Source organism: Clostridium sulfidigenes (assembly GCF_000732635.1).
Lineage (GTDB): Bacteria > Bacillota > Clostridia > Clostridiales > Clostridiaceae > Clostridium_J > Clostridium_J sulfidigenes.
On the sequence record NZ_JPMD01000001.1, the window covers coordinates 69,340 to 92,972 of the forward strand.

28 protein-coding genes and 1 other RNA gene are annotated in these 23,633 nt (G+C 31.7%); 25 read left to right on the top strand and 4 right to left on the bottom strand.

The window, feature by feature from the left end; genetic code table 11:
- Positions 1-13 precede the first annotated feature (13 nt).
- The 4 genes from recO (at position 14) to ppdK (ending at position 4,915) form a co-directional block, all read left to right on the top strand.
- The gene (gene recO / locus IO99_RS00360) at positions 14-745 is read left to right on the top strand and encodes a DNA repair protein RecO (RefSeq protein WP_035128909.1); all 732 of its coding nucleotides are present in this window, start codon (positions 14-16) and stop codon (positions 743-745) included.
- A gap of 55 nt (positions 746-800) precedes the next feature.
- Positions 801-1,343 (top strand): DUF4342 domain-containing protein, encoded by a 543-nt coding sequence (locus IO99_RS00365; RefSeq protein ID WP_051823788.1) that lies wholly within the window; start codon positions 801-803, stop codon positions 1,341-1,343.
- A 231-nt stretch (positions 1,344-1,574) separates the two neighbouring features.
- Complete coding sequence (gene ccpN, locus IO99_RS00370) at positions 1,575-2,207, top strand: transcriptional regulator CcpN (protein ID WP_035128912.1); 633 nt, start codon at positions 1,575-1,577, stop codon at positions 2,205-2,207.
- A gap of 53 nt (positions 2,208-2,260) precedes the next feature.
- Positions 2,261-4,915, top strand: a complete 2,655-nt coding sequence (ppdK, locus tag IO99_RS00375) for a pyruvate, phosphate dikinase (RefSeq protein ID WP_035128914.1) — start codon at positions 2,261-2,263, stop codon at positions 4,913-4,915.
- An 84-nt stretch (positions 4,916-4,999) separates the two neighbouring features.
- Here the strand turns inward: ppdK and IO99_RS00380 are convergent, their stop codons facing one another.
- Positions 5,000-6,076 (bottom strand): CotS family spore coat protein, encoded by a 1,077-nt coding sequence (locus IO99_RS00380; RefSeq protein ID WP_035128916.1) that lies wholly within the window; start codon positions 6,074-6,076, stop codon positions 5,000-5,002.
- 366 nt (positions 6,077-6,442) lie between these two features.
- Here IO99_RS00380 and IO99_RS00385 point away from each other — a divergent pair, with 366 nt between their 5' ends.
- From IO99_RS00385 to rnpB, 7 genes are all read left to right on the top strand, one after another.
- Positions 6,443-7,459, top strand: a complete 1,017-nt coding sequence (locus tag IO99_RS00385) for a deoxyguanosinetriphosphate triphosphohydrolase (protein WP_035128919.1) — start codon at positions 6,443-6,445, stop codon at positions 7,457-7,459.
- A gap of 273 nt (positions 7,460-7,732) precedes the next feature.
- Positions 7,733-9,508, top strand: coding sequence for a DNA primase (gene dnaG, locus IO99_RS00390; protein WP_035128922.1), 1,776 nt, complete (start codon positions 7,733-7,735; stop codon positions 9,506-9,508).
- Between the two features lie 18 nt (positions 9,509-9,526).
- Complete coding sequence (rpoD, locus tag IO99_RS00395) at positions 9,527-10,600, top strand: RNA polymerase sigma factor RpoD (protein ID WP_035128925.1); 1,074 nt, start codon at positions 9,527-9,529, stop codon at positions 10,598-10,600.
- Between the two features lie 111 nt (positions 10,601-10,711).
- Positions 10,712-11,599 carry a PH domain-containing protein gene (locus IO99_RS00400; protein WP_051823789.1) on the top strand — a complete coding sequence of 296 codons (888 nt, stop codon included), beginning with the start codon at positions 10,712-10,714 and terminating at the stop codon, positions 11,597-11,599.
- 20 nt (positions 11,600-11,619) lie between these two features.
- Positions 11,620-12,306, top strand: a complete 687-nt coding sequence (locus tag IO99_RS00405; protein WP_035128926.1) for a tRNA (adenine(22)-N(1))-methyltransferase — start codon at positions 11,620-11,622, stop codon at positions 12,304-12,306.
- Positions 12,307-12,329: 23 nt separating this feature from the next.
- Positions 12,330-13,121 (top strand): Nif3-like dinuclear metal center hexameric protein, encoded by a 792-nt coding sequence (locus tag IO99_RS00410; RefSeq protein ID WP_084178027.1) that lies wholly within the window; start codon positions 12,330-12,332, stop codon positions 13,119-13,121.
- A gap of 299 nt (positions 13,122-13,420) precedes the next feature.
- An RNA gene (gene rnpB, locus IO99_RS18225) (RNase P RNA component class A) lies at positions 13,421-13,836 on the top strand.
- Positions 13,837-13,908: 72 nt separating this feature from the next.
- On the opposite strand, the gene IO99_RS00415 is transcribed toward rnpB, so the two are convergent.
- Genes IO99_RS00415 through IO99_RS00425 form a run of 3 tightly spaced genes read right to left on the bottom strand, consistent with a single transcriptional unit; the run spans position 13,909 to position 16,023 of the window.
- Positions 13,909-15,063, bottom strand: coding sequence for a tyrosine-type recombinase/integrase (locus IO99_RS00415; RefSeq protein ID WP_035128931.1), 1,155 nt, complete (start codon positions 15,061-15,063; stop codon positions 13,909-13,911).
- Between the two features lie 59 nt (positions 15,064-15,122).
- Positions 15,123-15,557 (bottom strand): ImmA/IrrE family metallo-endopeptidase, encoded by a 435-nt coding sequence (locus tag IO99_RS00420; protein ID WP_035128933.1) that lies wholly within the window; start codon positions 15,555-15,557, stop codon positions 15,123-15,125.
- A 28-nt stretch (positions 15,558-15,585) separates the two neighbouring features.
- A complete protein-coding gene (locus IO99_RS00425) occupies positions 15,586-16,023 on the bottom strand; it encodes a helix-turn-helix domain-containing protein (RefSeq protein ID WP_035128935.1) in 438 nt (145 codons plus the stop codon).
- Between the two features lie 217 nt (positions 16,024-16,240).
- Between IO99_RS00425 and IO99_RS00430 the strand changes: the two genes are divergently transcribed.
- The 14 genes from IO99_RS00430 to IO99_RS00490 all read left to right on the top strand — a co-directional run bounded on the left by IO99_RS00430 (position 16,241) and on the right by IO99_RS00490 (position 23,501).
- Positions 16,241-16,450: a helix-turn-helix transcriptional regulator gene (locus IO99_RS00430; protein WP_035128938.1), complete on the top strand. Its 210-nt coding sequence runs from the start codon at positions 16,241-16,243 to the stop codon at positions 16,448-16,450.
- 2 nt (positions 16,451-16,452) lie between these two features.
- The gene (locus IO99_RS00435; protein ID WP_035128941.1) at positions 16,453-16,665 is read left to right on the top strand and encodes a helix-turn-helix domain-containing protein; all 213 of its coding nucleotides are present in this window, start codon (positions 16,453-16,455) and stop codon (positions 16,663-16,665) included.
- Positions 16,666-16,746: 81 nt separating this feature from the next.
- Positions 16,747-17,511, top strand: a complete 765-nt coding sequence (locus IO99_RS00440; RefSeq protein ID WP_035128943.1) for an ORF6C domain-containing protein — start codon at positions 16,747-16,749, stop codon at positions 17,509-17,511.
- Between the two features lie 14 nt (positions 17,512-17,525).
- Positions 17,526-17,768: an AbrB/MazE/SpoVT family DNA-binding domain-containing protein gene (locus tag IO99_RS00445; RefSeq protein WP_035128946.1), complete on the top strand. Its 243-nt coding sequence runs from the start codon at positions 17,526-17,528 to the stop codon at positions 17,766-17,768.
- Between the two features lie 112 nt (positions 17,769-17,880).
- Entirely contained in the window at positions 17,881-18,177 is a 297-nt protein-coding gene (locus tag IO99_RS00450; protein WP_035128949.1) for a hypothetical protein, read from the top strand.
- Positions 18,165-18,797, top strand: coding sequence for an ERF family protein (locus IO99_RS00455; protein ID WP_035128952.1), 633 nt, complete (start codon positions 18,165-18,167; stop codon positions 18,795-18,797). Before IO99_RS00450 ends, IO99_RS00455 begins: the two co-directional genes overlap by 13 nt.
- A 12-nt stretch (positions 18,798-18,809) precedes the next feature.
- Positions 18,810-19,727 carry a DUF1351 domain-containing protein gene (locus IO99_RS00460; protein ID WP_035128954.1) on the top strand — a complete coding sequence of 306 codons (918 nt, stop codon included), beginning with the start codon at positions 18,810-18,812 and terminating at the stop codon, positions 19,725-19,727.
- A gap of 3 nt (positions 19,728-19,730) precedes the next feature.
- Positions 19,731-19,889, top strand: coding sequence for a hypothetical protein (locus IO99_RS18895; RefSeq protein WP_156964254.1), 159 nt, complete (start codon positions 19,731-19,733; stop codon positions 19,887-19,889).
- Between the two features lie 8 nt (positions 19,890-19,897).
- Positions 19,898-20,653: a hypothetical protein gene (locus IO99_RS00465; RefSeq protein ID WP_035128958.1), complete on the top strand. Its 756-nt coding sequence runs from the start codon at positions 19,898-19,900 to the stop codon at positions 20,651-20,653.
- Between the two features lie 15 nt (positions 20,654-20,668).
- Positions 20,669-21,367, top strand: a complete 699-nt coding sequence (locus IO99_RS00470) for a hypothetical protein (protein WP_035128961.1) — start codon at positions 20,669-20,671, stop codon at positions 21,365-21,367.
- A gap of 13 nt (positions 21,368-21,380) precedes the next feature.
- Positions 21,381-21,755, top strand: a complete 375-nt coding sequence (locus tag IO99_RS00475) for a hypothetical protein (RefSeq protein ID WP_035128966.1) — start codon at positions 21,381-21,383, stop codon at positions 21,753-21,755.
- 8 nt (positions 21,756-21,763) lie between these two features.
- Complete coding sequence (locus IO99_RS00480) at positions 21,764-22,117, top strand: dUTPase (protein WP_035128969.1); 354 nt, start codon at positions 21,764-21,766, stop codon at positions 22,115-22,117.
- A 17-nt stretch (positions 22,118-22,134) separates the two neighbouring features.
- Entirely contained in the window at positions 22,135-23,097 is a 963-nt protein-coding gene (locus IO99_RS00485; RefSeq protein ID WP_035128972.1) for a hypothetical protein, read from the top strand.
- Positions 23,097-23,501, top strand: a complete 405-nt coding sequence (locus tag IO99_RS00490) for a single-stranded DNA-binding protein (protein WP_035128975.1) — start codon at positions 23,097-23,099, stop codon at positions 23,499-23,501. Before IO99_RS00485 ends, IO99_RS00490 begins: the two co-directional genes overlap by 1 nt.
- Positions 23,502-23,633: the final 132 nt, after the last annotated feature.

Genomic DNA, 23,633 nt, shown 5'->3' on the forward strand with positions numbered 1-23,633 from the left:
CAGGTGTTATTCATTGAATACTATCAAGACTAGAGGGATAGTTTTAAAAACCCAAGAATACAAAGAAAATGATAAATTACTATGGATATTTACAGAGGAATTTGGAAAGGTATCTGTCATTGCAAAGGGAGCTAGAAAAAGTAAAAATAGAAATTTTTCAAATACCCTACCTTTCTCCTTTGGTGAGTATGTATTATATAAAGGAAGAACTTTATATACCTTAAATGAAGGGAGAATTATAGATTCCTTTCAAGATATATTAAATGACTATGATACCTTAATATATGGTTCTTATTTTAATGAACTCATAGATATTGCCATAGAAGAAGGTGAGAGTCATCCCATATTTATAGATTTAGTGAAATGCTTTTATCTTATGAGAAACAAGGCTATAGACTTAGATCTTTTAGCAAGAGCCTTTGAAGTTAAGGTTCTAAAGGCTACAGGCTATGGTATATCTTTAGAAAATTGTGCCCTATGTGGAAATAAGATAAATACCGCAGACTATATTTCTTTTCAGTTCTATGGTGGAATTTGTAACCAATGTGAAAAACAATATGGTACGAAAGTATCTGCTGCCACATATAATGGATTAAAGTTTCTAAGTAAAGTGGAGCTGGAGAAGGTAGGAAGACTTAATTTAGATATGAATACAAAGGAACAAATAGGAAAAATCCTAGAAACCTTTATAAGTCTAAATTATAGAAAAAAACCTAATAGCCTATCCTTACTTAAAAAGTTTTAGTATATAAGTGATATAATATACTTAAGTATTAAATATTGCTAGGGAGGAAATATTTATGGATGAAGCTACATTGAAAAAGATAAATATATTAAAAGAAAGAGCAAATCTATCTGAAGAAGAAGCTAAGGACTTATTAGAAAGATTTAATGGGGACTTAATCGAAGCATTAATTCATTGTGAAAGAGAAAAACAAAAGGATAATAGAAATTTCAATGAGAAAATTTCTCAAAGTGAATTTGTAACCTATATAAAAGAGCTGATAAAGGCTGGTAATGTTTCTAGAATTATCATCAGAAAGGATGATTCTATCCTAGTGAATATTCCTGTAAATGCAGGAATTGTGGTGGGTATAGCATTATTATTGCAACCGGTTTTAATAGTTTTAGGAGCTGCTACTGCAGTATTTATTGATTTAGAAATAGATATAATTAAAGAAGATGGAACTGTAGAAGTAGTTAATAAAATTGTAAAGAGCACCATGGAAACAACTGCAAAGAAAGCTACAGAAGTAACCCATGATCTAAAAGAAATCTTCTCTGAAACCTCAGGAAAGATTAAAGAAAAAATTTCTGAAGCCAAGAATAATATGAAAAGATAACATAAATTAAAGATGAGCATATACTCATCTTTTTTTATTTAGAATAAAATTTACCAAAGAATTAACGAAATATTTTAAAAATTTTTAGAGAAAGTTGCAAATTAAATAAATCTCTTATACAATATAATAGAAAATTACTTAAAAATAACACTTACTCGCCCCAATGTGTGATATAATTAAAACTATAGAATTTGGAGTGAATAATAAAATTTTGAAAGGTGGCGAATTGTCATTAAACTCTCGCTTAGACAGGAACAAATAATAGAATTAGTTAAAGAAAATGAACCAATAACCAGTGAAGCTATCGCAAAAGAGTTAGGGCTTACGCGATCCGCCATAAGACCAGATTTATCTATATTGACTATGACAGGTATACTTCAAGCAAGACCTAAAGTTGGATATGTGTGTGTTAAGAATTCAAATAAAGGACCTAAAAACAGTGAAATTAGAAATATAAAGGTTAAGGATGTAATGTCTGAACCGGTTTTAGTAAAGGAAGACACACCTGTTTATGAGGCCATTCTAACACTTTTTTTAAATGACACAGGAACTTTATTCATTGAAAATGAAGGAGCACTATTAGGAGCTGTATCAAGAAAGGACTTTATAAAGATGGCTATGGGAACAGCTGATATGCATAGAGTACCCGTTGGAATTATCATGACTAGAATGCCGAATATTGTTAGTGTATCAGAGGAAGATTCAGCCTTCGATGCTGCAAAAAAAATAATTGAGCATCAGGTAGATTCATTACCTGTTGTAAGACTAGAACTTTTAAGGGGAAAAGAAGTTCCGAAAATTGTAGGAAAAATATCTAAGACAACAATTTCTATGGTATTTGTAAAATTGGGTGAAAATGAATAATTTTATTCATTTGACTATATAACTATAATTTAAGAGTTAAGGGGTTGTATAACATGGAAAAGAAAAAATATGTGTACCTTTTTAATGAAGGCAACGGCGGCATGAAAAATTTACTAGGTGGAAAGGGTGCAAACCTTGCAGAAATGACAAGCATAGGAATTCCAGTGCCACAAGGCTTCACAGTAACAACTGAAGCTTGTAATAAATACTATGATGATGGAAAGAAAATTGCAGAAGAAATCGTTGACGAAATTCATGAAAAAATGGCTGAATTAGAAAAACTTACAGGTAAAAAATTTGGAAGTTTAGAAAATCCACTTTTGGTTTCAGTAAGATCTGGTGCTAGAGCATCTATGCCTGGAATGATGGATACTATCCTTAATCTAGGATTAAACGATGAAACCGTTGAAGTAATGGCTAAAAAAACAAACAATCCTAGATTTGCATACGATTCATACAGAAGATTCATTCAAATGTTTGCTGATGTAGTTATGGAAGTAGAAAAGAGAAACTTTGAAGATATCATGGATGAGATGAAGGATGCTAGAGGCGTAAAACTTGATACAGAATTAAATGCAGAAGACTTAAAAGAATTAGTAGCTAAATTTAAAGCTTACTACAAAGAAGCTAAGGGAGAAGAATTCCCAAGCGACCCTACAGAACAATTAATAGCTTCTATCACTGCTGTATTTAGATCTTGGAACAATCCTAGAGCTATAGTATACAGAAGAATGAACGATATTCCTGGTAGTTGGGGAACTGCAGTAAACGTTCAAGAAATGGTATTTGGTAATAAAGGAAATACTTCTGGAACAGGGGTAGCATTCTCAAGAAATCCATCTACAGGAGAAAAGAAAATATTTGCTGAATACTTAATGAATGCTCAAGGAGAAGATGTTGTTGCTGGTATCAGAACACCTCAAAAAATAGAGCAATTAGAACAAGAAAATCCAGAAGTATATAAACAATTCATGGATATTGTAAATACCTTAGAAAACCATTACAGAGATATGCAAGATATGGAGTTCACTATAGAAGAAGGTAAGCTTTACTTCCTACAAACAAGAAACGGTAAGAGAACAGCTCAAGCTGCCCTTAAAATAGCCGTTGACCTTGTAGAAGAGAAAATGCTTACTAAGGAAGAAGCAATTCTTAAAGTTGAACCAAAACAATTAGATACATTATTACATCCTGCCTTTGATTCAGCATCACTTAAGGCTGCAACAGTTATAGCTAAAGGACTTCCAGCATCTCCTGGTGCTGCTTGTGGTAAGGTTTACTTCACTGCAGAAGATGCAAAAGCTGCCCATGAAAATGGAGAAAAGGTAGTTTTAGTTAGACTTGAAACTTCACCAGAAGATATTGAAGGTATGATTGCTTCTGAAGGTATATTAACAGTAAGAGGTGGAATGACTTCTCACGCTGCTGTTGTTGCTAGAGGAATGGGAACATGTTGTGTTGCTGGTTGTGGTGACTTAACAGTAAATGAAGGAAATAAGACCTTTGCAGTAGGTGGAGTTACTTATAAAGAAGGAGACTACATCTCAATAGATGGAAGTACAGGAAATGTATATGCAGGACAAATTAAAACTGTAGATCCTGAAATAAGTGGATACTTTGGAACATTCATGGCATGGGCTGATGAACTAAGAAGCTTAAAGGTAAGAACTAATGCTGATAATCCAAGGGATACAGCTCAAGCAGTTAAATTCGGAGCAGAAGGAATAGGACTTTGTAGAACAGAGCACATGTTCTTTGAAAGCGATAGAATCATGGCTATAAGACAAATGATCGTTGCTAAGGATGAAGCTACAAGAAGAGCAGCTCTAGAAAAATTATTACCAATGCAAAAGGGTGACTTTATAGGAATCTACGAGGAGTTACAAGATAGACCAGCTACCATAAGATTCTTAGATCCACCACTACACGAGTTCCTTCCTCATGAAGATGATGAAATAGTAGAATTAGCTAAAGAACTTGGAATTACCTTTGAAGAGTTAAAAAATACTGTTGAATCATTACACGAGTTCAACCCAATGATGGGTCACAGAGGTTGCAGACTTGCAGTTTCTTACCCAGAAATAGCTGAAATGCAAACAAGAGCAGTAATAGAAGCTGCTATAGATGTTAAAACTAGAAAAGGTTATGATATAGTACCTGAAATCATGATACCATTAGTTGGAGAAGTAAAAGAGCTTAAGTATGTTAAAAACATAGTTACAGAAACAGCTGATAAAATCATAAAAGAAGCAGGCATAGATATGAAGTACATGGTAGGAACAATGATAGAAATTCCAAGAGCTGCTTTAACTGCTGATGAAATAGCCAAAGAAGCTGAGTTCTTCTCTTTTGGAACTAATGACTTAACACAAATGACCTTTGGATTCTCAAGAGATGATGCTGGAAACTTCTTAAAACACTACTATGACAAGAGCATATATGAATCTGATCCATTTGCAAGATTAGACCAAGTTGGAGTTGGAAAACTTGTTAAGATGGCTGCTGACCTAGGAAAATCTGCTAGACCAGACATCAAACTTGGAATATGTGGAGAGCACGGTGGAGATCCATCTTCTGTTGAATTCTGCCACGAAGTAGGGTTAAACTATGTATCATGCTCACCATTCAGAGTTCCAGTAGCAAGACTTGCAGCTGCTCAAGCTGAAGTTAAAAACCCAAGAAAAAAATGCTGCTGTGGATGCAAATAAAATAATAAATAATAATTAACAAAGAGGCTATCTGAAAAGAATTAAAATATTTTCAGATAACCTCTTTATATATCTTAAAGAGTCTTATTTAAAGGAAATTTTAGTGCTGAATTTATTTTCAATATAATCCAGTAGTTTATAACTGAAATCAATATGGATATCATTGTGGATTACAGCTTTATTAAGAAGATTTATAAAGGCCTTTTTATTACATTTTGATATATTTTTATAGTAATCCCTAGATAATTTCCAATATTTCTGTGGGAAGGCTAAGTAGGCAAGGATATACTTATAATCATCAAAGGTCAAAGGGTGACTGCTCTCATATTCCTGTAAAAAGTTTATGGCTAAATCTCCATTCCAGCAAGTGTTTTCTCTTCTCATCAGTCTCCTTAAACAATAAGAAATATCAAAGGCTGAATAGTCGTGTCTACATTTATCAAAGTCGATTACATAAATTTTACCCTGATTTACAATAAGATTTTTACTTACATAATCATTGTGACAAATGGAAACAGATAAGTTGTCATAGTCTATAGTATTGGCTACATTAGTTGATAAATTTGCTAGGCACATGCTATTAGTAAAGCTAACCCTATATATTTTAGAAAAATAATCTTTATACTTTAATGCTAGCTTCTCATTTTTAACAAGTTGAAGAGTATGTTTATTTAAAGAGTCTGTAAGATTGGTGAAACCTTCCTTATGTTTACTACCTAAAATTGGGGAGAATCCTAAAGAAGTCTCATGAATTTGTCCTAAATTTCTACTTGAAATATTTACATTATTTATATCATCAAAATCGCATTTATCCCCTTGAATCCAATCTGTGAGAATAAATAACATATCATTATACCTTACATATCTTCCATGATTAGTAGTAGATAGTATTCTAGGTACATTTATATTGTTACGATATAACCATTCTATGGCTGAATAAATAAAAAGCAGTTCATCTACATCATAATATACTTTTTTCAAGCAATACTCATGGGAATCACTTTCTATTTTATATACAGCTCTTTGCTTATCTGTATCCTTAAACTTCACCTGATATATACTACAGTTACTAGATAAATTATAATAAGGTAATACATTTTTCTTAATATTACTTGGCGATAGTAAATTTGAACTAGAACTATCTGCTATTGCGTTACTCATTGTACTTCTCTCCTTAAAAATACTATAAGATAATATTAAATATCTCTACTATAATTATGTTTATGAAAAATTTATGATAAATATATCAACTCCTTGAAATATTGAAAAAATTTTATGGTCCATTAAAGGAATATTCATGGATAGTAAAGAAACTATATACATAATAAAGAAATTATATACATACATAATATAGTTATTAAATATAATAAGAAGGGATTAAATTTAATATTTTAAATATATAGAATACTTAAAGGCTATAGAAATAAAACTATAATTTATGTTATAATAAAAAAGTTTTTATAAGCTAAATTTGAACATCTAAGCATAACTTTAAGTATTCAATAAGATATAAAGGTAGGTGCAATGATGAATATTAGGGAAAACATAGAAAAGAGTGAAGAGTATAGTATAATACCACAAGGCTCAAAATCAAAAAACTCTATGGGTAGGGTTAGAAGCGAAGAATTAGATGAAGTTAGAACTGCCTATATGATTGACCGAGATAGAATAATACACTGTAAATCCTTCAGGAGGCTAAAGAGAAAGACTCAAGTATATATTAAAACCTGGAGCGACCACTATAGAACTAGGCTTACCCATACCTTGGAAGTGGCGCAAATTGCTAGAACTATAGGTAGAGGCATAGGACTAAATGAAGACTTAATAGAAGCCATAGCCCTAGGTCATGATATTGGCCATGTTGCCTTTGCTCATAGTGGAGAAGAAGTGCTTAATGAATTACTTACCAATGGTTTTAGCCATAACCAAAATAGTGTTAGGGTATTAACATATATAGAAAATAATGGACAAGGGTTAAATTTATCAAAGGAGGTACTGGACGGAATACTATATCATAGTGGTTTTTCTAATAACAGTAGCAAGGCTTTTACCTTAGAGGGTCAAGTAGTAAAGTATAGCGATAAAATAGCTTATGTAAATCATGACATTGATGACTCCCTAAGAGCAGGAATTTTATCTATGGAGGATATACCAAAGGATATACTTGAGATTTTAGGGAATACTCATGGAGAGAGAGTAGATACCTTAGTTAAGGACTGTATCTATAGAACAAAAAGCAATATAAATTCCAATGATATTCAAGTGTCATTATCTAAAGATATAGATTATAACTTTAAAAAGCTTAGAGATTTTATGTTTAAAGAAGTCTATAATGGAGAGTTTCTAAAAGAAGAAAGGGATAAAGCTAGGTTTATTCTTATTCAGCTTTATAAATACTTTTATTTTCATGAAGAAAAACTACCTGAATTTTACAAGTCCATAGCCAAGGAAGAAGGACTTAATCAAGGTGTTGCTGATTACATAGCAGGAATGAGTGATGAATACTGTATAGATCTGTTTAAGGACATATATATACCTAGTTAAGGATATTTATTTAAAGTAATGATTTTATCTATATAAATATTTAAATAAAGTAACTCTTTATGAAGGAAAACTATATCTTATAAAGAATATATATAACATACAATACAATTATACTACAAAAAACTTTTTTTAAAAAAAGGGTTTAAGAAATATATGTCGAATTATAAGAGCTAGGAATTTGTACGTAAAGTTGAATTCTTTTAGACTTAATGAATAATATATTTAGTAGGTTTCTTTAAGTTCAGAATCACTTGAGAGTGAGGTGAGTTAATAATGTTTTCTGAAGAAATAATACAAAAAATAAAAGAGGAAAATGATATAGTGGATATCGTTTCAGAGGTAGTAACCTTAAAAAAAACGGGGAAAAATTATTTAGGAAGATGTCCATTTCACAATGAAAAAACACCTTCATTTACTGTATCAAGTGAAAAACAAATTTATAAATGCTTTGGATGCGGAGAGGCTGGTAATGTAATAAGTTTTGTTATGAAAACTAGGAACATGGCTTTCCCAGAAGCAGTAAAACTTCTTGGAGAAAAGGTAGGCATTGTAGTAGATGATGCAGATTCACCAGGTAAAAGTTCAGCAGCTAATGAAAAATTTAAGCGAATGTATAATATAAACATACAAGCGGCCAGATATTTTTATACTAATTTAAAAAGATTTAAGGCTCCTTATGAATACCTAAAGGGAAGAGGTATAACAGATGAAACTATTAAAAAGTTTGGTATTGGTTTTGCACTAGACAATTGGCAGGGAATACGTTCCTATTTAAAACAAAGAGGCTTTAGTGAAGAAGAAATATTAGAACTAGGACTTACTACAAAAAATGAAAAGGGAAATATATATGATAGATTTAGAAATAGAATTATATTTCCTGTATTTAATGTCAGTGGTAGGGTGATAGGCTTTGGTGGAAGGGTTTTAGATGATTCTAAACCTAAATATTTAAACTCTCCCGAAACCCCAATATTTCATAAAGGAACAAATCTTTATGGATTAAATTTAGCAATAAAGAATAATCCAGCTAGAACAGTTATCATGGTTGAAGGTTATATGGATGTAATCTCTCTTTCTCAACAAGGAGTAACAAATGTAGTTGCCACCCTAGGAACTGCATTAACAGAAGGTCAATGTAAATTATTAAAGAGATATATTGATACTGTAATAGTATCCTTTGATTCAGATGTAGCAGGTGAAAATGCTACTATAAGAGGATTAGAAATATTACAAAAATCTGGATTTGACCTTAAAATTCTTCAAATCCCTAGTGGAAAAGACCCCGATGAATTTATTAGATCCTTCGGTAAAGAAAAATTTCTAAATCTAGTAGACGGGGCTCTACCAATTATAGATTTTAAACTAAGGATGGCAGAAAAGGGAATTGACTTTTCAAAACAGGAAATGGTGATTAAATATCTAAAGAGAGTAGTTAACGTGCTAAAGGATCTTGATCCACTAGAAAAAGCTGTATATATTAAGCAGGTTTCAGAGAAAAGTGGCATAGGTGAAGAAGCTATAATGGAGTCCTTAGATAAAAACCCCAATAAATCTATACAAAATAACAAAAATCATAATATAAATAGGAAATTTGGGCAAAAATTATATTTAGAGCCTGGGTTTGTTAGGGCTGAAAGAACGGTATTAAGCCTTGCCCTTGATAAAAGGCTAAGTGATAAAATATTTAGTAATGTAAGTGAAGATGATCTTATATTAAAGGCACATAAGGTAATTTATACAATCATTAAAGAAAATAATATGTGCTCTAAGGAAGAATTGATAAAGATTATTAACCTGCAAACTATGCAGGATAGTGAATTCACAAAGGAATGGATAAAAATTCAAGAATATAAAGTTGATATAGATGAAGGATCCATAGACAAAATGGTAAGTGACTGCGTGAATAACATAAAAAAATACAAGTTAGAGGAGTCAAGAAAGAAAATTATGGATAAAATTAGAAAGTGTGAGTCTGAAGGGTTGGTTGAGGAAACTTTGATGTTAGCTAGAGAGCTTATGGATATACAAAAGGAAATGGGAAAACTATAGAAGAGAGGAGGTAATGGAATGAAGGACAAAGCAGGAAAAGTTGCTATAGTAAAGAAATTAGTAGAAAAGGGTAAGAAAAAAGGGAATCTAACTTATAAAGAGATAATGGAAGAAGTAGAAGGCGTAGAACTAACTCCAGAGCAAATAGAAAAGATTTATGAAGTTCTAGAATCTATGGGCATAGACGTTATAGGTTTAGAGCCAGAAGTTGAGGATGAAGAAGAAGTAGAAATAGAGGTTGACATAACAATTCCAGAAGGAATTGCCATAGATGATCCAGTTAGAATGTACCTTAAAGAAATTGGTAAGGTGCCTCTATTATCAGCTGAAGAAGAGATGAGACTTGCTAAGCTTATAGAAAATGGTGATGAATATGCTAAAAAGAAATTAGCAGAAGCAAACCTTAGATTAGTTGTAAGTATTGCTAAAAGATATGTTGGTCGTGGTATGTTATTTTTAGATTTGATTCAAGAAGGTAATTTAGGACTTATAAAAGCTGTAGAAAAGTTTGACTACAGTAAGGGATTTAAATTCAGTACCTATGCTACATGGTGGATTAGACAGGCGATTACAAGAGCTATTGCAGACCAGGCTAGAACTATTAGAATACCAGTACACATGGTAGAAACTATTAATAAATTAATTAGAGTATCAAGGCAGCTTCTTCAAGAATTAGGAAGAGAGCCATTACCAGAAGAAATTGCAAAACACATGGATATGAGCGTAGATAAAGTTAGAGAAATAATGAAAATTGCTCAAGAACCGGTATCTTTAGAAACACCTATAGGTGAAGAAGAAGATTCTCATCTTGGAGATTTTATTCCTGATGATGATGCCCTTGCTCCAGCAGAAGCAGCAGCTTTCACCATGTTAAAGGAACAATTAATAAGTCAACTTAGAACTTTAACTCCAAGGGAAGAAAAGGTGTTAAGACTTAGATTTGGTCTTGATGACGGAAGAGCTAGAACCCTTGAGGAAGTTGGTAAAGAGTTCAATGTAACAAGAGAAAGAATTAGACAGATTGAAGCAAAGGCATTAAGAAAGTTAAGACATCCAAGTAGAAGTAAAAAACTTAAGGATTATTTAGATTAGTGAGGGGCTGTCTTTTGGCAGCTCTTTTGTTATATATACAAAATTTGTAATAGACAAAATCCCTTAGTATAATATAAAATAAAAGTATATACAATTTATAAGGAGGTAATCATGAATAGTTTCAATAGCAATAAGAAACTAGAAATAATTCCAACTATATTCACATTTGTTATGTTTAATGTAATAGGGGTTTGGTCTGCCTATGTTCTAGATTCCTATCTTATGTTGAGTTTAGTAAGAGTGATGTTGGTGATTTGTAATATATTCTACTTATATCATATTGGAATATGGTTAACTGTAAAGTATGAAATAACAAATAGTGAAGTGAGAATAAATGCGCTGGGAGGACTTAAAAAAGTAATTTTACCCTTAAGTGATGTAGAATGCTACACTGTAGAAAAGGGAAAAATAAGAGGTATAAGCCTTTCAGGTATATCCTCTAATAAATTTGCAATAGGAAGAATTGCAGTAAAAAATTTAGGAACCGCTAGAATGTTTGTAACAAGCGGAAGTAGTGTTATATATTTAAAAACTCAAGAGATAAGCTATGCTGTGTCACCTAAGAACTCTGAAAAATTCCTAGAAATTTTAAATTACCTAGGTATTGAAGAAAAGACTTGGACAAAGAAATATAATAAGGTAAGTAAACTACATAAGGATAAAAAGTTTATATATCCATTGATTTTAACTAGTACAATAATTTTATTTACAACTTTTTTTCCAATGGTTTTATATATATTAAATAAACTTCCAGATGTAATGCCTTTAGTTATTAACGTGTCCAAAGAAGCAGGAGAAGTAGGTACAGACAAGCAATTTGCTTTTGCTCAGATGCTCTATGGTCTGTTAAATATGGCAGTGATGTTCTGTATGTATTATGCAGCTCACTTTTGTGCAAAATATGATAAAAAGTCTGCTTATAGGTATATGTATATATCACTTTTAGTGGCAATAGTATTCCTATATCTTCAAATGAGACTTATTATGTCTGTTATATAATTAAGGTGTTAGGTGAAAATATGATAATTAGCAAAAGATTAAAGTTAATAAGTGATTTAATCACAGGGGTTAAATCTATGGTAGATGTAGGAACAGACCATGGATATGTACCCATAGAACTTTTAAAAAGAAATAAAATAGACTTTGCCATAGCCAGTGATATTAATAAAGGTCCCGTGGAAAAGGCTAAAAAAAATGTTAAAGATAATAATTTGCAACATAAGATACAATGCAGACTTGGAGGAGGACTTACAACGGTAACTCCTAGAGAAGTAGAGGCAGCTGTCATTGCTGGTATGGGAGGAAACTTGATAAGAGATATCCTAGAGGAAAGTAGGGATGTCTTTAAAGAGTTAAACTATGTTATAGTTCAGCCAGTACAAAATCCAGAAGTCCTAAGAGAATATCTTTATACATCAGGGTGCAATATCCTAGATGAGTGGATAATATATGATGAAGAAAAATACTATGAAATTATGAAGATATCCTGGGGAGATAAGCCTAAAGTTATTGAGCCTATTTTTTATGAAATAAGTAAGCTACTTTTAGGTAAGAAAGATAATACCTATAGGGAATATTTAAATTATAAGTTAGAAAAGTATTTAAGAATCCATGAAGAACTTAAGGGTGACACAGAAAATTCAAGAAAAAGAAAGCTGGAGTTATGGGATAAAATTCAAAGGATAAAGGACTTTTTACTTGAGTAAATGGGTGGAGGTATATTCTTATGATAAAAATAAATGAAATTATTAATATAATGGAGGACCTTGCACCATTAAACCTAAAAGAAAGCTACGATAACGTTGGGTTTATGGTTGGTAATAGAGAAAGGGAAGTAACAAAGGTCCTAGTTGCTCTAGATTGCACCATAAAGGTCATAGAGGAAGCGAAGGAATTAGGAGCTCAGCTTATTCTAACTCATCATCCACTGCTGTTTATAAAGCCTAAAACCATAACTACAGATAGTCTCCAAGGTAGAAAGCTAATGAAGTTAATAGAAAATGGTATAGCACTGTATTCTAGTCATACTAATTGGGATACTGTAAAGGGTGGCTTAAATGATGAATTTGTAAAGATTCTTGGCTTTCAAGAAAGTAAAATCATTGAAGTAGCTCCATCAGATCCTACAGCAGGAGTGGGAAGAGTAGTTAAGTTGAAGGAAGAGACTACCCTAGAGGAAATAATAAAGGGAATTAAAGATAAATTAAAATTACAAAATTTAAGATACTCCGGGGAGTTAAATAAAAAAGTAAGAACCATAGCTTTAGTCAATGGAAGTGGAGAAGATTACTTGCAGCAATCCTATGACCTAGGTGCTGAACTATTAATCACAGGTGATACTACCTATCACTTTGTATCTGACTATGAAGAGATGGGACTCTCTGTAATAGATATAGGACATTTTAATTCAGAATGGCCCCTTGTAATGGGTTTATCAGAAAAGATTAAAAAAATATTAGAGCCTAGGGGTGTGGAGGTTATTATATCAAAAGCTACTAAGGATCCCTATAATTTTATTTGATGACTACCAGCTCTAATACTCCCATATAAATAGGCCTTATAGAGGTGAAAACTCTGAAACCCGCACTACGCCAACAACTAGTTAACTATTTAAATAGTTAACTAGTTTAAATTTTATATATTAAACTAGGGATATAGTTAAAATTTTCTATAGTTTCATAGGTAAATATAAACATAGGTATATAGGTCTATATTAATCTATTAATCTAGTTAAATAGTTTCATATATGGATATTATAACTAAAAATAGAAAATTTAAAGGCGTTGCAATGATAAAAGATTTATGTTAATATTAATTTTGCGAGTAAGCCAGACAATCGCTGCTGAGAAATCAGGAGAGGAAAGTCCGAGCTCCATAGGGCAGGGTGCTGGGTAACTCCCAGTGAAGGCGACTTTAAGGAAAGTGCAACAGAGATATACCGCCTTAATGACTTTTTTAGAGGAATACATTCTAACAAGTTAGAATGTATAAATTCCACTAACCAAATCGTAGATTTGGAGTGTCATTTAAGGTAAGGGTGGAAAGGCGAGGTAAGAGCTCACCAGCGCAATGGCGACTTTGCGGCTATGTAAACCCCATCTGGAGCAAGATCGAAAGTGGAACATTATGGGGCTGCCCGTCCCGTTCCCGGGTGTATCGCTTGAGCCCATTAGTAATAATGGGCCTAGATAGATGATTGTCTAACACAGAACTCGGCTTATAGGTTTACTCGACCCATTAAAAACACTAGGTTTTATAACCTGGTGTTTTTATTTTGACATTCTTTTGCCATTCTAAAATAAAAAACACTAAAATTTTAGAATTTCAGACATTCTATCAGTGGCTTTAATCTGCATTTCTTTTGTAACATGAGAGTAGATATTCATTGTTGTTCTTATATCACCATGACCTAGACGCTCTTGAATAGTTTTAAGATCAGTATTTTGTTGTAACAATAAAGTGGCATTAGTATGTCTAGAATCATGAAATCTTATTTTTTTATTTATACCACACTGTTTTAGTACTTTAGGTAGTTTGTTAGTAAAATACATAGGATGAACATGTTTACCATCACACCATTTAAGAATAAAATCATAATTCTTATCATTAAAAACATTAGTTTTGTAAAATTCTCCATATGTAGCAGCTTGCTTTAACTGCTTTTCTTTTAGCTCACCTAATAAATTTATTAAATCATCAGATATAGTAAGGACTCTATAACTATCGTCATTTTTTAAACTCCCAACATATACATGACCATTACTATAGATCATATTATTTGATATTTTAATAACTTTGTCTTTAAAATTAATATCGGACCACTCGAGCCCGCAAAGTTCCCCACGTCTTAAACCGAGTTCTAAAACTATTCTTAGACCTATAAAAAATATATAATCATTTTCTTTATCTAAATTTAAATGGTTAAATATTGTATGAATATCATTTTGATCTAATGTATCAGGTATAAATTTATCTCTTTTGGGTCTTTCAACATATTTACATGGATTGTCTCTAATTAATTTCCATACTAAAGCTCTATTCATTATAGTCTTTAATAAGGTGTATATAGATTGCATCGTAGCACCACTAATATTATGCTCAGCTTTTATAGTAGATAACATACGTTCTACATTATAAGGTTTAATATCCACAATGTTCATATTGCCAATGTAAGGTATTAAATAATTGTTTAGAATCTCTCTATATCTATTATAAGTTGATATTTTGCGTAACGGCTTAACATATTCGTCAAGCCATTTCAATGATACTGTGGCCATTGTTACTTTTTTAGGTTCCACATATCCTTCATTTTCAAAATCGCATATAGCTTGTGACAAAGCCTTACTAGCCTCTCCTTTAGTCTTAAACCCTCCTTTCGATTTATATTTCTTTTTTCCATCAATTATTCCCAAGAAGTATTGATAGGACCAGGTATTACCCCTTTTTCTTATACTTCCTTGCATAATAGTACCTCCCTTTGAACTTATGTTCGATAAAAATATAAAAAAAATATATACTTAATTTAAATTAAGTCAAATTTAAGTTTTAGTAATTCTACGGGTATATTTTCGATAGTACTAATTTCATTTATTGTATAACCATAATAGTTATTTAATAAACTATCTGGAATTAATAAATTAGCAGCAAAAAAGTTAGCCTGCCATTCAAATTTACTTGTTAGCAATAAAGTATTATTTTTCATAAAATAACAATTTTGAGTTTTATGAAGAATGGCATGACCAAGCTCATGAGCTAACACTATTCTTTTTAGTGCTTCATCAAGAGAACTATTAATAAAAATAGTTTTAGTTTTCTTAATGTACATATAGGCACCAAGTTTATCGCCTAATGGTCTTTCTATTATAACTACGCCTAAGTAATCAGCTAACTCACAAGGTTCACATGTATCATATTTTTCTGCTAATTTATTAATTATATTTAATATTATTTTTTTCATAATCCCCATCCCCTAACGCTATAAATAATTATTTTTTATACTTCTTGGGGGTGTATTTTTCTTTATTTCTAACTTTTATTGTCTTTAGTGCAAATTCTAAAGCATCCTTAAATAATTCTCTATTTTCATCATCTAATTCATCACCATCAAAATAAAGTGGACCATCTTCTTGGTTATCAAGTTTTTTCATTATATTATCCAAATCTTTAGATATATCTTTATAGTCTTTAGATGTTAGTTCTTTTGAAATAGATGAAGTTTTATTTTCACTATCATTAAAGAAATCATTTACTGATACATCTAAAGCATCAGCTAACTTTTTTAAAGTACCCATTCTAGGATTCGTGGACGTCCCTGTTTCTATATCAGAAATAGTACTAGGTCCTACACCGCTTTTATCAGCAAGTTCCTTAAGTGTTAGATTATTTTTCTCTCTTAAACTTCTTAAAAATTCACCTGTATTCATTCTTTATCTCCCTTTTATTTCGGTTTACAGGAATATAATATCATTTAATTTCGGTAAAGTAAATAGTAATTTACAGAAAACCGAAGAAAATCGAAGATACAGCGAGTTATTTTCCTTTAATAACCGTTATTCCGTATAAAAATGTTTGCTTAAACGGAATAACGGATGTATTATAAGAATATAAATTACGGATAACCGTTTGAAGGGGAGTGAAGTTATGAACAATAAGATAAAAGAAACAATTCAAAAAAAGGGGATGAAAACTACTTATGTTATAGAAAAGGTAGGGTTATCCACTTCATCATTTTATGAAATTATGAACGGGAGAGCGGTTCCAAGCCTTATGAACGCTCGTAAAATTGCAGATGTTTTAGAAGTTCCACTAGATAAACTTTTTCCGGAAGATGATTTTAAAAAGGAGGATTAATTTTGGAAGATTATTTATTAAGTGTTGCAGAAACTGCCAAAAGACTTGGTGTAGCTAGTAATAGAAATTTTGTTTATGAATTAATAGAAAAAGGATTATTAAAATCTATAAAACTTAAAAGCCTTAAAGTACGAAATTCGGAAATAAATAGATTTTTAGAATGGGCAGAAGGAAAGGATTTATCAAATTTAAACAATATAAAAGAATTAAATTAGTATTCAAGTAGCTCCAGTGCGAGGGTAAAAGTATCAAAGCGGCTCCAACGTGAGGGTAAAGAAATATGAGGAGGATTTAAAATGAACGAATCAATTAAAATTAATGGCTTAAAAGAAATTGATGGAATGAAATTCCATGATATCGAGGGAGGTTTTGGCAAAGGTAAAAAAGCAATGTTAGTTAAAGATATTGCAAGTATTCATGGAAGAGATACAGGGAGAATAAATGAAGCAATAAATAGAAATAAAAAAAGATTTAAAAACAATGTAGATATTATTGATTTTAAAGGAAGTAAATTCGCTATCGATTTGTGCGAAAGCGGAATTTATACTAGGAACTCAATTAATGCAAGTTCTAATATTTATCTACTATCTGAAAGAGGATATGCAAAGTTACTTAAGATTTTAGAAGATGATGTTGCTTGGGAACAATATGAAAAATTAGTTGATGGATATTTCAATATGAGAGCAGAACAACCTAAATTATCTAAAGAGCTACAGGCAATATTTACTTTAGATGAAAGAACAATAGAAATTGATAATAGAGTGTCCAAGCTAGAAAACACTATGACAATTGATTATGCACAGCAAGAAGAATTAAATTCTTTAGCAAAGAGAGTTGTAGTACAAGCCTTAGGTGGAAAAGATGCACCAGCATATAGAGAACTTAATAAAAAAGCTTTTAGTCAGATTTGGAAAGATTACAAGAGGGTATTACAGGTTAATAGTTATAAAAATACATCAGTTAAAGATTTAGAATTTGCTAGAAAGGTAATTATAGATTGGAAGCCTAGCAGAGAGTTAGATTTAATGGTTAAAGGTTGTAACGCTCAAATCAGAATATAGAGGAGGAAATTTAAATGAAAGCAACAGGAGTAGTAAGAAAAGTAGATGACTTAGGAAGGGTAGTATTACCAGTAGAACTAAGAAGAACTTTAGGAATAGACATTAAGGACCCATTAGAAATTTATGTGGATGGTGACCAGGTTATATTAAAGAAATATGAACCTACGTGTATCTTCTTCGGTGAAGGTAAGGATATAAAGACCTTTGATGGAAAGAATATTTGTCCAAGCTGTATTAAGAAGATAGGAAGGTTATAAAAGTGTCTAAGAAAGAAAAAATAATAGATTACATCTTAGGTAGTCTAGCAACATGGTTAATATTCGGAGCACTATTTTTAATAGCAGATAAGATTTATTAGGAGGACAAGCTATGATGCTTAAAATCATAAATGATATAGCTAAAGAAGTAGCTATGAAAACACAAGAGAGATTAAGAACAGAAGGAGGAGACTTGCAAACAATAATTTCAGAAGAACTTTTAAATGAAATACAAAAGAAAAGTCGCAAGCTTACCGACCAAAGCAAAGCGAGCGACCTTAACAAAAATAACTTTGAAACCATTATAGCACCTGGAGAAGGTATAGACAATGGAGAAATTTACAACGAGGGCACATGTGACACTATTAGAGATTTAGATTATAAGGGGGAATGTATATGTCAGAAGTAAAAGAGACAGCTAAGAAACTAAATATATATCAAAAGATTCAAAGAGCTAGAGTAGAGCTCCAAAGCAAAGAACTAAAGAAAACAGGATACAATAAGTTTTCTAACTATAAATACTTTGAACTTGGTGATTTTTTACCTCATATTAATGAAATATGCGATAGATTAGGACTTTATTGTGAATTTCAATTTACATCAGAACTAGCAACATTAGAAATAATAGACTCAGATAAGAATGAAGAAAAAAGAAGATGGTCTACACCTATAGAGATAGCTTCATTAAAAGGTTGCAGTAGTATACAAAACATAGGTGGATCACAAAGTTATGCTAGAAGGTATTTATATCTAATGGCCTTTGAAATAGCTGAAAGTGATGTTATTGATGGTGGAGAGATAGACCAGGATGCAGAAGAAGGAAAAGCTAAAATAGGTAAAGCTGCAGTAATGACTATTAAAAAGCTTATAGATGAAACTGGAACAGATATTAATAAATTCTTAGCATGGGCCAATGTTGATAAAGTTGAGAGTATTCAAAACTCAATGCTACATGAGTGTATAAACATGTTAAGAGAGAAAAAAGAGAAACAGGAAGAAAAGAAGAAAGAAGAAAACTTTAATTTTTAGGAGGATATGTAAATGAAAGAGATAGTTTTAAAGAAAGAGTTACCAATAATAAATATGAACTTTGAGGAAGTAAAGGCTTCATTAATAGAAACTACAGAAAAGTACAAAGGAATAATAGTTACAGAAGAAGGGTTAAAGGATTGTAAGGCTACTCAAAAGGAATTAGCAGGAGTTAGAAATAAAATTGATGATTATAGGAAAGCTGTTAAAAGAGATATGGAAAAACCTATCAAGGCATTTGAAGGGCAATGTAAGGAGTTAATTGGACTTGTAGAAGAGGCAGAGAAACCAATAAAAGATGGAATCTTAGTCTTTGATAATAAGCGAAGAGATGAAAAGAAACTTAAGGCAATAGAGTTAATAAATGAATGTGTACAAGCATTAGGACTAGAAGAAAAGTATGCAAGTAGATTAACTGTGCTAGATAAATATTTAAACCTTAATGGAAGCGTAAAGAGTGTTAGAGAAGATATAGAGCTAAGAGGGAATATGCTTAAGAATGAACAAAGCATGGAGAAAGCTAAATATGAAATGCTTAAGGGAACTATAGAAACTACATTAGAAAGCATAAATAAAACTATAAAAACACCATTGAAATATGAGGACTTTCAAAAGTATATAGATTTTGGTTGGGATGCAGCAAGAATCATTAAAGAGATAAATGATAGAGCTGAACTAATTAGAGAGGCTGAGAGACCTAAAGAAGAACCAAAACCAGTAGAAAATGTAGAAGTTCCTAAGCAACAAGAAGTACCTAAAAAGGAAGATGTAATTCAACCACAAACTGAACCTAAGAAAGAAGAGCCTCTTTACTTTGTAGATATTAAAGTAATTCATACTATGGAGAATATAACTAAGTTAAGCCAATTCCTTAAAGATAATGGTTATGAGTATTTAGTTAAGAGTAAGGGTAGATATTTGGAGGAATAGCATATGGAAGATGTTAAGGACATGCTTCATGAAGTAGAGAAGTGGGCAAAGGCTTATGAAATATTAGAAACATTTAAAAACAGTAGTTGTGATGAATGTAATTGTGATGAATGTGGATTTCTTCAATTTTGTGATAAGGCATGTAATTTAGTTAACAAGTAGGTGAAGTAATGGCAGAAGGATGGATAAAGCTCCATAGAGCAATACGTAAAAACTGGATATGGGAAGATGCTCAAAAATTAAAATGGTGGTTAGATATCCTTCTTCAGGCTAACCACCAGGAGAGGAAAATTCTTATCGGAAATGAGCTTATTTTAGTTGAAAGAGGGAGTTTTCATACTTCAATAATTAAGTTGTCAGAGCGGTGGAAAGTGGACAGAAAAACGGTCAAAAGATTTCTTGAATTATTACAAAATGATAACATGATTTCTCTAAAAACTTCAAAAAAGGGGACAACGATTAAAGTGAGTAATTACAAGGATTTTCAAGCAATTTCAGATGACAAAAAGGACAACGGAGAGGACAACGAAGTCCCAACACATGCCCCAACGGTAGGGACAACAGAAGGGACAACACCCTCCCCAGATAAGTCCCAGATAAGTCCCAATAAGAGGGACACAAACAAGAATGATAAAGAATTATATAAGAATGAGGAAGAAGGAAAAGAAGGAGAAGAAGGGAAAGAAAAACCTCCTTCACTTCCACCTCTATCCTTTCCTACTCCGTATCATGAAACTATATTTAACCAGTGGTCAGAGAATACCTATAGGACCTGGTTCATGCATACAGAGATAGAGGATAAGGAAAATGAAATAGTTATGTTAGTAGGTTATGAATTAGCAAAAGAAATAATTGAAACTAAGTTCAAGGAGCAGCTAGATATATTACTAGGTAAAAAAGTAGTAGTTAGATTAAAAGAAATATAGAAAAGAGGTAGAAAGATGATTGATTTAAATAAAATAGTAAATGATACTTTGGTTGAAATGGAAAAGGAAAACTACGTAGAGAAAGTGGTTAAAGATACTTTAGAAAAAACAATAAAAAGTATAGTTGAGGATGTATTTAGAAGTTATAGTGATTTTGGAAAAAATCTTCAAACTCACATAGAAGAAAATCTAAACATTAATTTTAGAAATTTGGGAATGGAAGGATATAACGGATTAGTATTAGCAGCAGTACAGGAGCAACTAGATAAGGCAATAACTATTCAAGGTATAGATAAAATTAAGGAAAGTATGAATGAGATGCTAAAGGATACTAAAGATGAATATATGCTTACTGAAATAATAACAGCTCTAAAAGGAGAATCTTGTAAGGAAGAATACGAATTTGATTATGATGAAAGAATCGGATTAATAATTGTGGATGCTGGTAATGGGTATAAGCACATTTACTTGGATGAAGAAGAAAAAGATAGAAAATACGAATGTGATTATCAAATTGACATAGATGGTGAAGGAAAGCCATACAGCATAAAGCTTAAAGGTAGTGAGATAAATACTAAAAAAATAATGGGTGGTTTATATGGACTAGATAAGCTTTTGTTCAAGATATATTCTTCGGGAGCAAAAATTGTATTAGATCAGGGAGAATGTGATGAAGATTACGAGTATGAAACATATTATACTCATGAGGATTAGGAGGTAGTTAGAAATGAATATAATTTTAGGCTTAGGAATAGGTGTTATAGGTGTTTTAGTTCTTATGGGACATATTACCCTAGAAAAGAAATTAAATGGTATAGACAAGAAGATGGACAAGCAAAAAGACTATTGGAAAAGCTTAGAGTACTCTATAGAGATTAAAAGCAATAGAACTTCTAAGGAAATACAAGAGGGAAACAATTTTCTGGTTGATAGCATTGGTACATTAGCAAGCAATGTAGCTGCAGTAAGTTATGACATTAAATCAAGTAAAGAGGCTCTAGAAAATACTCTAGAGCAAACAAAAGAAGATATAAATAGTAATACCAATAAACAAGTTGCTAGAGTTATCTATCTAGCACCAACATTAAAGATTACTAAGTAGGAGGATATATGGACATTAAAGAGTTACTTATAATGCAGAAATCCTTTGATAGATATTTAGCTGCTAAACAAATAGGTCAATCTGATAATGAAAAGTTAGATGAATGGAATAGATCTGTATTAGATAAAAAGTTATTAGCTTTAAGTGTGGAAGTTGGAGAACTAGCTAATGCTACCAGGTGTTTTAAGTACTGGAGCACTAAAGAGGATGAAGGTAAGGAAAGAATACTAGATGAATTTGCAGATGTGCTTCATTTTCTCTTATCCGTTGCAAATAGTCTTCAATTCACCTCAGAAGATATAGAACATGCTTATATCCGAAAACACTCTGAAAATTATCGTAGACAGGCAGAAGGATATTAGCAGAAAGGGGGAATAACATGGTTACCAACGAGGAAATAAAAAACATGAATGATGAAGAGTTCTATGAAACTGCAAGAGCAGAACTTACAGGATTACCAAGGTCACAGCGAAGAGCTAAGGAAAGAGAATTAAAAGAAAATATTAAACTTATGAAATCTTTCAATCCAGCTCAATTAAGGCTTATAGATGCAGTAACTTCTGAAAGAAGTAAGTTGGAATGTGAACAGCAGATATCAAGATATATTACTATCATGGATACGTGTTTATCGGCTTATATGTATCTTAAAGATGAAAATATAACTGAAGATGAAGTATTAAAAGAATTAAAGATTATAGATGATTTAGTAACAGAATACAGAGATGTATTAAATGATATTTATAAGGAAAATAGGGGGAATGATGAAATGGCAGCAAAGCAAATAGAAAAGATAACTAAAGAGGTTAGAAAGAAGTGTGAGGAACTAATTAAAAATGGTATGAACCAAAGTAAGGCATTGGTTATATTAGGAACACAATTTCCTACTTTAAGTAAAGCTATGTTAGTAAATTCCTATAAGAAGGTTAAGAAAGAAATGAAAGAAGATGTAACACAAGAGAAAATTACAGAAGAAGAAAAACAGATAATTGCAGCAGCTGAGCATATATTCCCAGAGATTAAAGAAGAACCAAAGGATCCAGTAGTTGCAGAAAATGCAACAACTGAAATTAAACAAGAATCAAAAGAAGAGCTCAAGTTGGAAGTTAAGCCAGAAAGTAAAAAAGAGGAGGAGCCAAAGGTGGAAAGCAAATTAAAGGTTGTTAGTAAGGAAATCATAGTTGAAGGTGAGTTCGGGAAGTACAGTATAGATCAAGTTGGAGTAACTGTAGGAGAGCTACAATTCACAAGTATAGCAGATGTTGAAGAATATAAGACAGATGAACTTGCAGCATTTGAAAAGAGAATAGCAGAGATTAAACAAGTAGTGGCAGGTGAGTTTTAGTGAATAAGGTAGTTTTAATTGGAAGATTAACTAAGGATCCAGAGCTAAAGTTTACACCAGGCACAGGAACTGCAGTATGTACATTTACAATAGCAGTAAGCAGAAGATTTAAAAAAGAAGGACAACCAGAAGCTGATTTTATACCAATAGTAGTTTGGGGGAAACAAGCTGAAAGCACTGCGAACTACATGAGTAAAGGTAAGCTTTTAAGTGTAGCTGGAAGAATTGAAACTAGGTCATATGAAGCTAAAGACGGAGGAAGAAGGTATGTTACTGAGGTTGTAGCTGATGAAGTGAGTTTCTTAGAGTTTGGGAATAAGAATGAACAAACAACTCAGCAGAATAATGGCAGCATTCCAGGAGATTATTTTGGAGAAGAAGATAATTCGGATATGCCATTTTAAATAAATAATAAGGAGAATCAATTATGGAAAAGATGATTAATATACTCTCCTAGTCTAGGAATAAGATCATATGGGAGCATTGCTACAAGGTGGTATTCTCATATGACAATCATATAGTAAAAAGTTCTTTGA

Excerpts from the sequence above, each read along its gene's own strand:
- IO99_RS00450 (WP_035128949.1), top strand. The coding sequence starts at position 17,881 with ATGATGCTTAAAATCATAAATGATATAGCTAAAGAAGTAGCTATGAAA.
- IO99_RS00475 (WP_035128966.1), top strand. The coding sequence starts at position 21,381 with ATGAATATAATTTTAGGCTTAGGAATAGGTGTTATAGGTGTTTTAGTT.
- rpoD (WP_035128925.1), top strand. The coding sequence starts at position 9,527 with ATGAAGGACAAAGCAGGAAAAGTTGCTATAGTAAAGAAATTAGTAGAA.
- IO99_RS00365 (WP_051823788.1), top strand. The coding sequence starts at position 801 with ATGGATGAAGCTACATTGAAAAAGATAAATATATTAAAAGAAAGAGCA.
- IO99_RS00380 (WP_035128916.1), bottom strand. The coding sequence starts at position 6,076 with ATGAGTAACGCAATAGCAGATAGTTCTAGTTCAAATTTACTATCGCCA.
- IO99_RS00385 (WP_035128919.1), top strand. The coding sequence starts at position 6,443 with ATGAATATTAGGGAAAACATAGAAAAGAGTGAAGAGTATAGTATAATA.
- IO99_RS00460 (WP_035128954.1), top strand. The coding sequence starts at position 18,810 with ATGAAAGAGATAGTTTTAAAGAAAGAGTTACCAATAATAAATATGAAC.
- IO99_RS00420 (WP_035128933.1), bottom strand. The coding sequence starts at position 15,557 with ATGAAAAAAATAATATTAAATATAATTAATAAATTAGCAGAAAAATAT.
- IO99_RS00485 (WP_035128972.1), top strand. The coding sequence starts at position 22,135 with ATGGTTACCAACGAGGAAATAAAAAACATGAATGATGAAGAGTTCTAT.
- IO99_RS00480 (WP_035128969.1), top strand. The coding sequence starts at position 21,764 with ATGGACATTAAAGAGTTACTTATAATGCAGAAATCCTTTGATAGATAT.
- IO99_RS00430 (WP_035128938.1), top strand. The coding sequence starts at position 16,241 with ATGAACAATAAGATAAAAGAAACAATTCAAAAAAAGGGGATGAAAACT.
- IO99_RS00440 (WP_035128943.1), top strand. The coding sequence starts at position 16,747 with ATGAACGAATCAATTAAAATTAATGGCTTAAAAGAAATTGATGGAATG.
- IO99_RS00465 (WP_035128958.1), top strand. The coding sequence starts at position 19,898 with ATGGCAGAAGGATGGATAAAGCTCCATAGAGCAATACGTAAAAACTGG.
- IO99_RS00415 (WP_035128931.1), bottom strand. The coding sequence starts at position 15,063 with ATGCAAGGAAGTATAAGAAAAAGGGGTAATACCTGGTCCTATCAATAC.
- IO99_RS00455 (WP_035128952.1), top strand. The coding sequence starts at position 18,165 with ATGTCAGAAGTAAAAGAGACAGCTAAGAAACTAAATATATATCAAAAG.
- IO99_RS00405 (WP_035128926.1), top strand. The coding sequence starts at position 11,620 with ATGATAATTAGCAAAAGATTAAAGTTAATAAGTGATTTAATCACAGGG.
- IO99_RS18895 (WP_156964254.1), top strand. The coding sequence starts at position 19,731 with ATGGAAGATGTTAAGGACATGCTTCATGAAGTAGAGAAGTGGGCAAAG.
- IO99_RS00445 (WP_035128946.1), top strand. The coding sequence starts at position 17,526 with ATGAAAGCAACAGGAGTAGTAAGAAAAGTAGATGACTTAGGAAGGGTA.
- ppdK (WP_035128914.1), top strand. The coding sequence starts at position 2,261 with ATGGAAAAGAAAAAATATGTGTACCTTTTTAATGAAGGCAACGGCGGC.
- dnaG (WP_035128922.1), top strand. The coding sequence starts at position 7,733 with ATGTTTTCTGAAGAAATAATACAAAAAATAAAAGAGGAAAATGATATA.
- IO99_RS00400 (WP_051823789.1), top strand. The coding sequence starts at position 10,712 with ATGAATAGTTTCAATAGCAATAAGAAACTAGAAATAATTCCAACTATA.
- IO99_RS00470 (WP_035128961.1), top strand. The coding sequence starts at position 20,669 with ATGATTGATTTAAATAAAATAGTAAATGATACTTTGGTTGAAATGGAA.
- IO99_RS00425 (WP_035128935.1), bottom strand. The coding sequence starts at position 16,023 with ATGAATACAGGTGAATTTTTAAGAAGTTTAAGAGAGAAAAATAATCTA.